The following is a 12708-nucleotide window of genomic DNA, read 5'->3' on the forward strand; positions in this document are numbered from 1 at the left end:
TGCGCCCGGGAGCCCCGCTCAGCGGGCGCGCGCCGCCGCTGCGCCCGTGAACCCCGGGCTGCGGGCGCCTGCCGCCGCTGCGCCCGTGAATCCCGGGCTGGGAACCACCGCCGGTCCGGTCCCCGAGCCCCGGTCAGCGGGCCCGTGCCGCCGGGCCCGTCCCGGGGGCCTGCGGTACGTGGACGTCCAGGACGTGACTCAGATAGACGGGCAGCGAGGCCCGTACCCCGGCGAACGGTTCGTGCCCGCCGGGATAGCGCTGCCAGGTCACCGGATGTCCCCAGGAGGAGAGCAGGTCCCTGAGCACGGCACCGCTGCGTTCGGGGACGACCCAGTCCCTGGCCCCGTGTCCGATCCACACGGGCAGACCGCTGTTGGCGGGCTCGGGCCGGCCGGTCGGGAGCAGCGCGGGCAGGTCGGGCGGCATGAAGGGCGCGTACAGGGCCACGCCCGCCAGCCGTCGGGCGTAGGTGAGGGCCATGGTCAGGGCGACCGTGGCCCCCTGGGAGAAGCCGGCGAGCACGATCCGCCCGGCGCCGATCCGGTCGGCCTCCGCGTCCAGGAGCGTCGTGAGCGGCAGGTGCGCCGCCAGCAGGCCCTCGACGTCGATCCGGTCGATCGCGAGGAGGTTCTGCGGGAACCAGCACGGCACCGCCAGCCCGCTCAGCAGGCTGGGAGCCGTGACGGGGGCGCGCGGGAACACCCCGCGCACGCCCGCCTCGGCGAGCCGGAACCGCTGGGTCACGGCCATCAGATCACCCGGAGCCTGGCCGATGCCGTGCAGCCACACGACGGTGGCACGGTGCGGCCGGGTGGGTTCCTCCGTCTCGTACTGCAGCCGGTGGACCGTGCTCATGCGGGCTGGGGTGCCGGCCGTGGCGCGGCCGGTCGCCGGAAGAGCATCGAGGCGTACTGGCCGCCGAATCCGAAGGAGTTCTTCAGCACGGTGTCGACCGGTCGCCGGACCGGGGTGAGGGAGGTGCGCACGGCGCAGGCGGGATCGGGCTCGGTGGAGGTCGTGACGGGCGGGATGATCCCCCGGCACATCGTGAGGGCGGCCGCCGCCGTCTCCACCACGCCGGAGGCCGCGGAGCCGTGCCCCGTCAGCGATTTGACGGCGCTGACGTCGAGTTCGGCCATCCGTTCGCCGAAGAGCCGGTGCAACGCGCGGGCCTCGGTGACGTCGTTGAGGCGGGTGGAGGTGCCGTGGGCGTTGACGGTGTCGACGTCGTCCGGGTGCGCTCCGGCCTGTTCGAGGGCGGTCCGCATGACGCGTTCGATCATGTCCACGCTGGGAGCGGTCATGTGGCGGGTGTCCACGGCGAGGCCCCAGCCGCCGATGACGGCGTACGACTGTGTCATCCCGCGCCGGGCCGCGTGCTCGGCGGTCTCCAGGACGAGCGCGCCGGCCGACTCGTTGATGACCATGCCCGTACGGCGTCTGTCGAAGGGCATGGAGGCCAGCGCGGGGTCGCCCTTCCAGCGGGAGAGCGCCATGAGCTGGCCGTACTGGGAGAGCACGTACGGTGTGTTGCGCGAGACGGCCGCCGAGACCACCGCGTACCGCGCGCGTCCCGAACGCAGCAGCCGGGCGGCTTCGGCGATGGCGCGCAGGCCGCCTGAGCAGGTGGCTTCCAGGCGTACGGGGACGACGGCCGTGCCGAGGCGGTCGGCGATCTCGGTCGGATAGGCCGACAAGTCCCGTGTCTCCGGCGGGAGATGCCTGCCGCGCAGGGACTCGAGGACGGCCGAGGGTTCGTTGCCGATCCGGTCGTAGCGTTCGGCGAGGTCTTCCATGTGGGTGATGTAGTCCTGCGGGAAGGAGCCGGTGGGGCCGGGCCAGACGCGCGCGTAGACCAGTGCGGCCGGCCCCTCCTGGGCGGGCAGTTCGCCGAGGCGGGCGTCGGCGAGCGCCTGGTCCACCGAGGCGAGCATGAGGGAGTCGCCCCAGGACCGGTCGGGTGCGCCGTAGTCGGCGGCGACCTTCGCCTTGACGTCCTCCGGGATCAGCCCGGCCGTCCAGCCGCAGGGCAGTCCGGTGGTGTCCATCCGCTCTTCGCGGACGACCCCGGAGCGGCCTTCGAGGTTGGCCGACCAGAACGTCTCGACGTCCCCGCCGATGGGGGTGATCACCCCCATGCCGGTGATGACGATGTCGTCGCTCATGTCCGTGCCTTCCCGTCGTCGGCCGTCCCGTGCGTCGATGCGATGACGAGGGCTCCGGCCGCCGTCGCGTGGTGTCCCTGGGTGAACGCGGTGATCAGCGCGGTCGGCGCCGGTCCCAGGGGGCGGGTCTCCCCCATCACCGGGTCGAGGCCGCCGAGTGCGGGATCGGGGCGGCGCAGCAGGCCCACGGGGGGAAGCGCGCCGCGTCCGAGGCTCTCCACGACCAGGGCGGTGTCGATGAGCGCCGAGCATTCGAAGGCGTTGCCGATGGTGCCCTTCGAGCCGGTGACGGGCAGGCTGCCCGCGCGGGGCAGTACCGCCCCGGTCTCCACGCGGTCGAGGCGGTCGGAGCCCGCGCCGTGTGCCCACCAGAGGGTGGGTGTGGTGTCCGCGTCGGCGAGAACGGTGTCGACGACGAGTTCCGCGGAGGCCGTGATGTCGGCGGCGACCAGGACCTCGCAGCCGGCGAGCCGGGCGCGGGCCGTGCCGCGCGCGGTGTCGGCGCGCTCCAGGAGGACGGCGGCGGCCCCCTGGCCGAGCAGGGTGCCCGACCTGTCGGCGTCGAAGGGTCCGGCGCCGGCCGTGGCGCGTGTGCCGAGGGGCTCGTCCTGGTCGAAGGCGGCCATCGCGGTGGTCGTGAGGGGTGCTCCGACGCCCACGACGAGCATCCGGTCGAGTTCGCCGCTCTCCAACAGCCGTACGGCCAGGGCCAGTGCGCCCGTGCCGCCGGCCGCGGCCTCGCCGTAGACGGCGACGTTGGAGCCCCGGAATCCGCTGGCCATGGAGACGAACTGGCCGAGCTGGGAGGGGATGCCGCGGATGTAGGAGTAGTCGGGGACCTCGTCGTGGAGGAACTTCGCGAGGGGCCTGGGGTCGCCGCGGAAGCGGGAGGCGAGTTGCGGGATGACGTCGCTCAGTTCGTCGCTGCTGCTGCCCACGGCCATGACGGTGCCGCCGCGTACGTCCTCGGTGTCGCCGGTTATCCCGGCCTGCTCCAGCGCCTGGCGGGCCACTGCGACGGCCCAACGGGCCGACTGGTTGGCGTACTTGCCGGCGTTGGCCCAGTCTCGGCCGGCGGGCCAGGTGATCTCGGTGGTGTCGACCGAGGCGGACGGCCACGGCAGCGCGGGGGCGGGCCCGTCGTGGCCGCCGGTGTCGAAGAAGGTCTTGCCCGCTGCCATGGCCTCCCACAGCCGGGCCGCGCCGAGGCCCGCCGGGGAGATCACGCCGATGCCGGTGACCACGATGTCGGGACGTTCCCGCCCGCCGGCGTGCTCTCCCGTCACGCCGACGGCCTCCGCCGCGGAGCCTTCACTCGGCACGCCGACGCTCTCCGCCGCGGATCGCTCACTCGGCACGCCGGCCTCCGCCGCTGATGCCGCCCCACAGGCGGTAGCCGCCGTCCACGGTGATGGTCTGCCCGGCGATCCAGGACGCCTCCTCCAGGCACAGCAGGGCGACCACGTCGGCGCTGTTCTCGGGTGTGGTCATCCGGTCCCCGGGCCACGGGGAGACGGACAGTTCCTTGGTGACGCCGTGGGCGAAGTCGGGGCGGACCTTGAAGACGCCGGTCTGGACGAGTCCGGGACGTACGCAGTTGGCGACGATCCCGTACGGCGCCAGCTCGTAGGAGAGGTAGTCGGTCAGCGCCTCGAGTCCCGCCTTGGCTGCGGCGAAGAGTCCGGCGCGCGGGATGATGCGCGTGGTCGTGGAGTTGGTGATCGTGATGAAACGGGCGCCCTCGCGCTCACGCATCAGCGGGAGGGCGTGCTTGGCGAGCAGCCAGGTGGCCCGGGAGTTGGTGTCCTGCACGAACTGCCAGTCTCCTAGGGAGGCTTCGGCGAGTCGGGCGAACTTGGTGGCGGCCGCGTTCTGGACGAGGATGTGCAGGTCCTGGTGGATCTCGCCGATCTCCGCGATCAGGTTCTCGATCTCGGCGGGCTCGCTGAGGTCGGCGCGGTGCAGGGTCACTTCCGTACCCTGCTCGCCGAGTTCTTCGGCGAGTTCCTTGGCCGGGCCCTCGCGGTCGACGTAGTTGACGGCCAGGGTGGCTCCCCAGGCCGCGAGTTTACGGGTGATGCCCGCGCCGATGCCGCGCGATCCGCCGGTCACCAGGGCCACCCGCCCCTTGAGGGGCTGGTACTGACTGTCCATCACTGAACCCTTTCCACGGTTGCGGTCCGCTGCGCGGCGTGCCGCAGCACGACGACGCTCATGCGTCCGATGGCGTACGTCCGGTCGTTCTCGTCGAACACCCGGCGTGTGGTCTCGACCAGGCCGATCCGGTCGTCGATCTCCTCGGCCCGGTCGGTGGCGGTGGTGAACCAGAACGGGGTGTCGGGGTACAGCGGCCTGACGAAGTCCCAGCTGAGCCTGCGCAGGCCGACGATGGCGGCCGGGGAGCCGTGCTGGACCACCCAGCCCGAGGTGATGGAGTGGATGAAGCCTCCGGGCACGATGCGCTGCCGGCGGTCGGTGCCCCGGGCGAAGTCGTCGCTGTCGTGCACCGGGTGCTTCTCCCCCATCAGGTCGAGGAGTTGGTCGAGCAGCGCTCCGCCGAACACCACGGGTCCGAACCGGCGCACCGGTGCCTGTGCCAGGTCCTCCCAGTACTTCACGGCCCCCACGGCTGTTCCTCCGTTCGTCCCTGCTTCACCGGGATCGCCGGCCCGGGCTGCGCATGACCATGCGGCCGCCGTCCACCGTGAACGTCTGGCCCTGGATGTAGTCCGCCTCGTCACGGGCGAGGAAGGCGACGAGTCCGCTGATGTCCTCGGGCAGTCCCCAGCGGGTGCCGTCGCTGTCGGAGCCGAGCTGGTCGGCGACGGCCGCGGTCATCTCGGTGCGGACCTTGCCGGGCGCCACGCAGTTGACCCGGATGCCTTTGCGTCCGACCTCGACGGCCAGGGCGCGGGTGAGGGCCTCGACGCCGCCCTTGGACGCCGCGTAGGCGCTCTGTCCCGGTCCCGGGGTACGGGCCGAGTTGGAGGAGATGTTGATGATGCGGCCCCAGCCCTGGTCCAGCATCGTGGGCAGGACCGCCCTGCTGGTGAGGAAGGGGCCGGTGAGATTGGTCCGCAGGACGTTCTCCCAGCGGTCGGTGCGGGTCACGGCGAGGAGCTGGTCGTCGATCACGGCCGCGTTGTTGACCAGGACGTGCAGGGCGCCCTCCTGTGCGGTCACCCGCTCGACCAGGGTCTCGACGTCGGACTCGTCGCCGATGTCGGCCTGGTGCAGGACCGCCCGGCCGCCGCCGGCCTCGATCTCCTTGACCACACGGCGTCCGGCGTCCAGGGCGCTGCGGCAGACGAGGTGCACGGTGAGTCCGTCGGCGGCCAGGCGGTAGGAGACGGCGGCGCCGATCCCCCGGGATCCGCCCGTGACGAGCGCGACGCGGGGGGCCGCGGCCGGCTCAGGCACGACTGCCGGCGGCCACGACGGCCACGATCGAGGCGATGCTGCGGTGGTGCTCGTCGGCTTCGGCGTTCCACTGGTCGAGGTCGAACTCGACGCCGAAGTGCCGGTTGATGCGACGGGCGAGCTGGAGCAGGTCGAGCGAGTCGAGGCCCAGGTCCTCGACGACGGACTGTCCGGGCTCGATCGTCTGGTCGGCTATGCCCGGCTTGACATCCTTGAGCAGCTCGATGATTTCGACCTGGGCGGCATTCGACACGGTGGTCATCGCATTCCTCCGTAGATGTGACAGGAGCAGGGCCGGCCGGCACCTCCGGTCGGGCAAATCCATGTCACCAGAGCGGTGAATGAGCCAGCAAGGCCGTTATGCAGCGGGATTCGGGACACCCACTGGGCCGCTCGGGAGTCGCTCGCGTAAAACCCCATGTCGACGCACGGACCCCATCACTCCGCTTCTCGGACAAAATGAACCAAAAATCCACCGAAAGGAAAGGGATCCCCATGCAGAGTAAAGTAAAGTAAAGCCATCTTGACTCTTCGTCGAGGCCATCCATAGCGTCGATCTATGTGAGCCCAAGTAAAGACCAAAACGGGCCCCCTCGTGGTACGCAATGCCCGGGCCCCGGCATCGGCCGAATCAGTGGGCTTCGTCGATCGACATACCCTCGGACGCGTCACGCGTCCGGCAGTCTCGACATCCAGGGGGCAATGGTGGGGCGGAGCCGAACACCGATCCCGCAATCCGCGCAGTGTTATGAACTGGCGCAATGGCTGCGCTCGCTGCGCCAACGATCCGGACTCACCTACCGACAGATGGCCGAGCTCACCGAGGGACTGCGGATCGCGGACCCGGCGTGTTCCGCCGTCACCCTCTCCCGCGCCGACCGTGGCACCTTCCTGCCCCGCCGCCATGTCGTGGAGGCGTATGCGCAGGTCTGCGGGGCGACCCGGCGCGAGGCCCGGCTGCGCTGGGAGCAGGCGGCGCGGCAATCCGGCCACACTCCCGACGGCCGCGAGGTGCAGTCCGCGCCACGTGCCGGACGCAGGCTGGAACTCGTGTACCACCCGGCCCACCTCCTCGAAGCGATGCACCAGGCCCGGCTCGCCGCCGGCCAGCCGTCCCTGCGTGAAATGGAGAAGAAGGCCCGCGATCTCGGGGCCGGCCCTTTGCCGCGCAGCACGGTCGCGGACATTCTGGCCGGTTTTCGCATGCCGTCCGAGGAACTCCTCGTCGCCTATGTACAGGCATGCGGACAACAGGGGCGCCGGCTCACGCTCTGGCGCAATGCGTGGGCTCGCGCATTCGGCGCGGACGCCGCGTGATTCATCTGTCCGAAATCCACTGCCGGGAACATTTCAACAAGGTGAAATCACGGGACGGCGGACACTGAGGAAGCGTTTCTCGAGAGGGTGGATTTGACGCATCGACGATTTTTGTGCGCCCGGTTGCCATGACGGGCGCACGACCCTCGATTCCTCGCCATGGTCGATTCCGGGAAACGAGGGTCGGCCGTCCCCGAATCAGGGTCGATCGGCTCGGAATCAGGGTCGATCGGCCCGGAATCACGTCCGGCCGGGACCGGAATCAGTTGTGGCTTCCCGGTGTCGTGGCGATGAACCAGCCCGCCGGGGGAAGCGAGACGGTACCCGTTCCGGAATCGACGGAGGCGTCACCGGCGACGGACGTCCACGCGGCGGCCGGAATGCCCGCGGTGGCCGGACCGGCTCCGAAGTTCAGGGCGACGGCCAGAGTGGAACCGGCGTCGGGCGCGGCCAGGGTGTAGCTGAGGACGGTGTTGTCCAGGGTGTGGACCCGGGTCTGGGCACGTACGAGCCAGGGGTGGCGTCGACGCACACCCACCAGGGTCTGGTGAAGCCGCTGCACGGCCATCCCTTCGGCGCCGAGATCCGCCGGGGTGGCGGGGAACGCGGGACGGATGGCGTCGTCCCCGCCCACCCGGTCCTCCTTGACGCCCTCACGGGCCCGCTCGTCGCCCGCGTAGACGGAGGGTGTCCCCCCGACGGTGAAGAGCACGGCGAGCGCGTGCGCCAGGTGACGGGGTTCCTCCAGCCGGCTGGCGACGCGGGTGACGTCGTGATTGCCGACGAACGTCTGCGGGGCGAAGGTGTCGAGCAGGGCGTTGTGACGCTTGAGCGACCAGGCCAGTTCGTGCGGATTGCGGTCGTTGAGCGAGCTCCAGATCGCCTTCCACAGTTCGTACTGCGTCACGGTGTCCAGTCCGCCCTCGACGACGTACGAGGCGTAGTCGCCGTGGATGACCTCGCCGCTGAACCACACGCCGGGGTGACGTGACCTGACCCGGTCCGTGACGGTCCGCCAGAAGGGCCGGGGCACCGCATAGGCCGCGTCCAACCGCCAGCCGGCGACGCCCCGGTCGAGCCAGTGACCGAGGACGTCGACGACATGGTCGGCGACCGCGGGGGCCGCGTGGTTCAGCGCGACGAGATGACGGTGCCCCTCGAAGGTACGGAAGTCGTCACCCTCGGGGACGAACCAGTCCGCGTACGGGGAGGCGGCACCGCGCCGGGCCACGTCGGCGAAGGGCGCGAAGGACCTGCCGACGTGGTTGAAGACGCCGTCGAGCTGGACGCGGACCCCGCGCGACGCGGCGCGGTCGATCAGTTCGACCAGGTCCGCCTCGGTACCCAGGCGCGGATCGACACGGAAGGGGTCGGTCGTGTCGTAGCCGTGGCTCTCGGCGGCGAAGACCGGGCCCAGGGCGAGGCCGTTGCAGCCGAGCCCGATCAGATGGTCGAGCCAGTCGACGAGGACCGGCAGCCGGTGCCGCACGGGCGCGTCCGCGGGCAGGGCGTCCGGCTCCGCGCCGAGGAAGCTCAGAGGATGGACGTGCCACCAGATGGCGTGGTCGGGCCAGGACACGGGAGCCTCCGTCAGTGGGGTCGGGTCGTGGAGCCGGACACGGCGGCCGGGGAGTCGGCGAGGTGGTTCATCAGGCGGGCGGCGAGCAGGAGGACCTGACGCTCCGTCTCGGTGAGCTCGACGAGGGCGATGTCGAGCCAGGCGTCGCGTTGCGCCATGTCACGGGCGAGGGCCGCACGGCCCGCCTCCGTCAGCTCCACCACGCGCTGCCGCCCGTCCTGCGTGTCGCGCGTGCGGCTGATCAGGCCTTCTTGTTCGAGGTCCGCGAAGACCCGGGTCAGGGACTGCGGCTGCTGATGGTCCGCGGCGGCCAGCGCGCCGGCCGACATCGGGCCGTTGCGGCGCAGGTGGCCGAGCACGCTGCTCTTGTTGAGGCTGAGCCCGTCCGCGGGGCGCTCCGCGCTCAGCCTGCGGGCGAGCCGGATGACGCCCTGGCGGATCTCGGCGGAGGCGCGGCCGTCCCGCGCCTCGGACCGGGATCGTCCGGCGTCCTCGTGTTCTGTTCGCTCTCCCATCACATTGCTAAGGTATCACTTACGATCCTGTTGGAGTGATCGACTCCAGATGGCTTGTTCCAGCGGTTCTCTTGGCGGTGATCCTACGTGGTGCGTAGTTTTCCGAGGTCGACGCGTCGTGCGCTGCGCTTCGATCCACGAGGGACGCACCTGCGGACGACGGCCGTGGCCATGGCCACGGTGCTCGGCACGTACGGCTGGGCGCTGCTCGTCGAGCACGAGGCAGGGCTGCGCGTGGACAGTGTCGTGCAGGCGGTGGTGATCGCCTCGGCGCTCGGCCGCGTGCAGCGCCTCTTCGACCGGACGGACCGGCTGGTGGCCTGCGTCGTGCTGCCGTGCGCGGCCGCGGCGGGCACGGAACTGAGCACGTTGATCCAAGAACACCCCCTCGCGGGTGACGCCGCGTTCGTCGTGGGGGTCGCCGGGGCGATCTGGGTACGCCGGTTCGGCGCCCGTGCGACGCGGGCGGGCACGCTGGTCGTTCTGCCGCTGATCGCGGTCCTGGTGGTGCCCGCGGGCACGGTTCCCGCCGGCGGACACGAGGGCACCGCCTGGGCGGCGGTGACGGCGCTGGCGGCGGTCGTCTGGGGAACCGTCGTGACGTGGACCGCCCAGCGCACCGGTCTCGTCAGGCGGCCCCCTTCGGCCAGGGTGACCGCGGCACCCCGCCCCCCAGGGCGGCGGCCGAGCGTGAGCACCCGGATGGCGCTGCAGATGGCGGCGGCACTCACCGCGGCGTTCGCCATCGGCCGGGATCTGTGGCCGGACCACTGGGCGTGGGTGGTCCTCACGGCCTTCCTGGTGTGCAGCGGTGCGCGCAGCCGCGGCGACGTGCTCGTCAAGGGGGCCTGGCGCACGCTGGGCGCCGCGGCCGGCACGGTGGTGGCGACCGCCGTCTCGGGAGGGTTCGGGCCACGGTCGGACACCGCGGTGGTCGTCATCTTCGTCGTGCTGGCCGTGGCCACGTGGCTGCGTGAACTCAGTTACGCGTACTGGGCGGCCTGCGTCACCGCCGTACTCTCGTTGCTCTACGACTGGTTCGGACAGAACCCCGGAGATCTGCTGGACACCCGGCTGGCTGGGATCGCGGTCGGCGCGGTGCTCGGCGTGGCGGCTTCCTGGCTCGTGCTGCCGATCCGCACCGAGGCGGTGGTACGGGCCCGGACCGCGGCGGCGCTGTCGGGACTGGGCGAGCTGATGGAGGCGGACTGGCGGAACGGCCCGGCCGTCCGCCTGGCACAGGCCCGATTCACCTACCGCGTCGAGCAGTTGGCGACGGTGACGGCCCCGATGCGGATCCTGGCCGCCGTGCCCGTCCCCCGCGCCCTGTCCGCCCACCGGCGCCCGGACCAGGTCACGCTCGGGTCCGTGACGGCCCTGCGGCGCTGCGCGGATCCCGTCGACGAGCTCACCGACGCCCTCGGACGAGCCCCCGACGCGCTGGCCACCGACCCCGCCGTGACCGAGCGGCGGGCTGGTATCGCGGCGCACGCCCTGACCGTACGCCGTGCGATCGGTCGCCGCCCGACCCCGCCGTCCACGCCGGAAGCGCCCCCGCGGGAGCGGCTCGCCCCATCCGGGCCGAGCTCTCCCGCCGACCGTTCCGTGCCCACCGCCCTGACCGCGCTCGAGGCGATCGACACCCAACTCGCCGTACTCAGCTCCCTGTTCGGACCCCCACCGGTCCTCGCGCCCGAGACACCGGCGGCCGCGGCCGGCTGACGGGCAGGCCTGGCGGCGGGCTCACCCATCGGACGGCGTTCCGCCGTTGCGTGGAGTGCCAGGAGGCCACGGTCGTGCGGGAGCGCGACTTCGTCCGCGTGTTCTGCGCCGCGGCGGCGCCGTCCGGCCGGACCATCGGTCACGAGGGCTGCCAGGTCGTCACCGCGACCGATGACTTTCGTCGCTCCCGGCGGTCTGCATCGTGAGGGTGAAAACGGACGGAGGCGAGGACGAGGGTGTTTGTCTTGATTCCCGGGGCCGGGGGTTCGGCCTGGTACTGGCATCCCGTGGTGTCCGAACTGCGGGCGAGGGGGCACGAGGCGGTCGCGGTCGACCTGCCCGGCGCCGACGAGTCCGCGGGGCTGCCCGAGTACACCGACGCCGTGGTCGCGGCGATCGGCGATCGCACCGACACCGTGCTGGTCGCGCAGTCCATGGGCGGCTTCACGGCACCGATGGTCTGCGACCGTGTTCCGGTCGGGCTGCTGGTGCTCGTCAACGCGATGGTGCCGCTGCCGGGCGAGACGCCCGGACAGTGGTGGGGCAACACCGGTTCGGAGCCGGCCCGCCTCGCCGCCGCCGAAGCGGGCGGCTACGGCACCGAGTTCGACCTGGACACCTACTTCCTGCACGACGTCCCGGCCGAGATCGTCGCGGCCGGTGAGGGCCATGAGCGGCCGGAGGCCGACATCGCCTTCGGCCAGCCCTGTGACATCGAGCGATGGCCGGACACCACCACACGGGTGCTGTCAGCGACCGGGGACCGGTTCTTCCCCGTCGGCTTCCAGCGCAGGGTGGCGCGCGACCGCCTGGGGATCGAGGCCGAGACCATTCCCGGCGGACACCTGGCGGCGCTCTCCCACCCGTCTCCGCTCGTCGACAGGCTGGTCGAGCGGCTGCCCTGAGCGACCGATCCGCGTGGTCCTCGGACCCGCCGGGGCCAGGCCGGCCGGGCCCCGCGGCGAAAACGTATCCCCCGGACACGAAGCTCGTTGAAGTGGTCAGCGCGCAAACGCCCCCGACGGATGCGCGACACGTGAGGGCCCGAATCCCTGCCCGGTCTCGGGCCCTCACCCCCTCCAGTCCTGTCCCTCCGGGCGATCGTGTCCACCCGGAGGGACAGGGCGAAGAGCGGCCCGGTCAGACCCCGCGAAGAGAGTCCTGGCCAGCGGGGCGAGGAGGCTGCCGGCGGAAAAGGGCGAGGAGCCGCCACGGCCGGCGTGCCATGATCCGCACTCATGAAGACGCCGAACCCTCCCATGGTCCGTGCCGCCGCCCGCAACAACGCCGAGTGGTGCGCCGCGATGAGCCGATCACACGGTGTGGAGGGCGCGTTCACGCGGCAGGCGTGGGCCGCCCCGGCCCGTACTCCGCCGTACTACCCGGACGCGGTGACGCTGGAGCCCGGCGCCGACCCGGCCGCACTCGCGGCCCGCATCGACACCTCCGCACCGGGTGCCTCCGTCAAGGACAGCTTCGCCGACCTCGATCTGACGGCGGCCGGCTTCCGGGTCCTGTTCGAGGCGCAGTGGATCCACCGTCCGGCGACCCCGCCCACCGGACCCACGGAGCTCGCGTGGAACGTGGTGGACGATCCCGGGGCGTTGCTCGACTGGGCGTCCGCCTGGGACGACGGGAACGGCGGCGCCGATCTGTTCCGCCCCGAACTGCTCGACGACCCGGCCACCTTCGTGCTCGCCGGACGCGCGGCCGACGGCCGCGTGGCCGCCGGAGCGGTGGCGAGCCGGAGCGACCACCTGGTCGGTGTGTCCAACGTGTTCGCCCGCGACGGCGGCCCCGAAGCGGCCTGGCCGGGCGTACTGAACGCCGTCCACGCGCTGTTCCCCGCCCTGCCCGTGGTCGGCTACGAGCAGGGCGACGACCTGGCCGCCGCCCTGCGGCACGGCTTCGAAGCGATCGGCCCGCTGCGGATCTGGACCCACCCGGGGCGGGACCGGCGCGCGCGGTAGCGGCTCGGGCCGTCGGTCC

At 72.0% G+C, this 12708-nt stretch carries 13 protein-coding genes; 4 read left to right on the forward strand and 9 right to left on the reverse strand.

Annotated features, from left to right (window positions below):
* Positions 1-133: 133 nt before the first annotated feature.
* Genes ACZ4TO_RS00900 through ACZ4TO_RS00930 form a run of 7 tightly spaced genes read right to left on the reverse strand, consistent with a single transcriptional unit; the run spans position 134 to position 5848 of the window.
* Positions 134-856 carry an alpha/beta hydrolase gene (locus tag ACZ4TO_RS00900; RefSeq protein WP_382784413.1) on the reverse strand — a complete coding sequence of 241 codons (723 nt, stop codon included), beginning with the start codon at positions 854-856 and terminating at the stop codon, positions 134-136.
* Complete coding sequence (locus ACZ4TO_RS00905) at positions 853-2166, reverse strand: beta-ketoacyl-[acyl-carrier-protein] synthase family protein (RefSeq protein WP_382784410.1); 1314 nt, start codon at positions 2164-2166, stop codon at positions 853-855. Before ACZ4TO_RS00905 ends, ACZ4TO_RS00900 begins: the two co-directional genes overlap by 4 nt.
* Positions 2163-3524, reverse strand: coding sequence for a beta-ketoacyl synthase N-terminal-like domain-containing protein (locus tag ACZ4TO_RS00910; RefSeq protein WP_468023010.1), 1362 nt, complete (start codon positions 3522-3524; stop codon positions 2163-2165). The genes ACZ4TO_RS00905 and ACZ4TO_RS00910 overlap by 4 nt, the downstream gene beginning before the upstream one ends.
* Positions 3514-4320 (reverse strand): SDR family NAD(P)-dependent oxidoreductase, encoded by an 807-nt coding sequence (locus ACZ4TO_RS00915; RefSeq protein WP_328444547.1) that lies wholly within the window; start codon positions 4318-4320, stop codon positions 3514-3516. Before ACZ4TO_RS00915 ends, ACZ4TO_RS00910 begins: the two co-directional genes overlap by 11 nt.
* Positions 4320-4793, reverse strand: a complete 474-nt coding sequence (locus ACZ4TO_RS00920; RefSeq protein WP_382784404.1) for a MaoC family dehydratase — start codon at positions 4791-4793, stop codon at positions 4320-4322. Before ACZ4TO_RS00920 ends, ACZ4TO_RS00915 begins: the two co-directional genes overlap by 1 nt.
* A gap of 25 nt (positions 4794-4818) precedes the next feature.
* Positions 4819-5586, reverse strand: coding sequence for an SDR family NAD(P)-dependent oxidoreductase (locus tag ACZ4TO_RS00925; protein WP_385037204.1), 768 nt, complete (start codon positions 5584-5586; stop codon positions 4819-4821).
* Positions 5579-5848, reverse strand: a complete 270-nt coding sequence (locus tag ACZ4TO_RS00930; RefSeq protein WP_468023011.1) for a phosphopantetheine-binding protein — start codon at positions 5846-5848, stop codon at positions 5579-5581. The genes ACZ4TO_RS00925 and ACZ4TO_RS00930 overlap by 8 nt, the downstream gene beginning before the upstream one ends.
* A gap of 440 nt (positions 5849-6288) precedes the next feature.
* Between ACZ4TO_RS00930 and ACZ4TO_RS00935 the strand changes: the two genes are divergently transcribed.
* Positions 6289-6903: a helix-turn-helix domain-containing protein gene (locus tag ACZ4TO_RS00935; protein WP_382784398.1), complete on the forward strand. Its 615-nt coding sequence runs from the start codon at positions 6289-6291 to the stop codon at positions 6901-6903.
* Between the two features lie 262 nt (positions 6904-7165).
* Here the strand turns inward: ACZ4TO_RS00935 and ACZ4TO_RS00940 are convergent, their stop codons facing one another.
* Both ACZ4TO_RS00940 and ACZ4TO_RS00945 read right to left on the reverse strand, forming a co-directional pair.
* On the reverse strand, positions 7166-8482 hold the full coding sequence (locus ACZ4TO_RS00940) for an alpha-amylase family glycosyl hydrolase (RefSeq protein WP_468023012.1): 1317 nt from the start codon (positions 8480-8482) through the stop codon (positions 7166-7168).
* Between the two features lie 11 nt (positions 8483-8493).
* Positions 8494-8997, reverse strand: coding sequence for a MarR family winged helix-turn-helix transcriptional regulator (locus ACZ4TO_RS00945; RefSeq protein ID WP_382784393.1), 504 nt, complete (start codon positions 8995-8997; stop codon positions 8494-8496).
* A gap of 171 nt (positions 8998-9168) precedes the next feature.
* Here ACZ4TO_RS00945 and ACZ4TO_RS00950 point away from each other — a divergent pair, with 171 nt between their 5' ends.
* From ACZ4TO_RS00950 to ACZ4TO_RS00960, 3 genes are all read left to right on the forward strand, one after another.
* Positions 9169-10719, forward strand: coding sequence for an FUSC family protein (locus ACZ4TO_RS00950; RefSeq protein WP_468023764.1), 1551 nt, complete (start codon positions 9169-9171; stop codon positions 10717-10719).
* A 236-nt stretch (positions 10720-10955) separates the two neighbouring features.
* Positions 10956-11624: an alpha/beta fold hydrolase gene (locus ACZ4TO_RS00955; protein WP_451075171.1), complete on the forward strand. Its 669-nt coding sequence runs from the start codon at positions 10956-10958 to the stop codon at positions 11622-11624.
* A gap of 333 nt (positions 11625-11957) precedes the next feature.
* Positions 11958-12689: a hypothetical protein gene (locus ACZ4TO_RS00960; protein WP_468023013.1), complete on the forward strand. Its 732-nt coding sequence runs from the start codon at positions 11958-11960 to the stop codon at positions 12687-12689.
* Positions 12690-12708 lie beyond the last annotated feature (19 nt).

It is taken from the genome of Streptomyces sp. NPDC028298 (assembly GCF_055565895.1).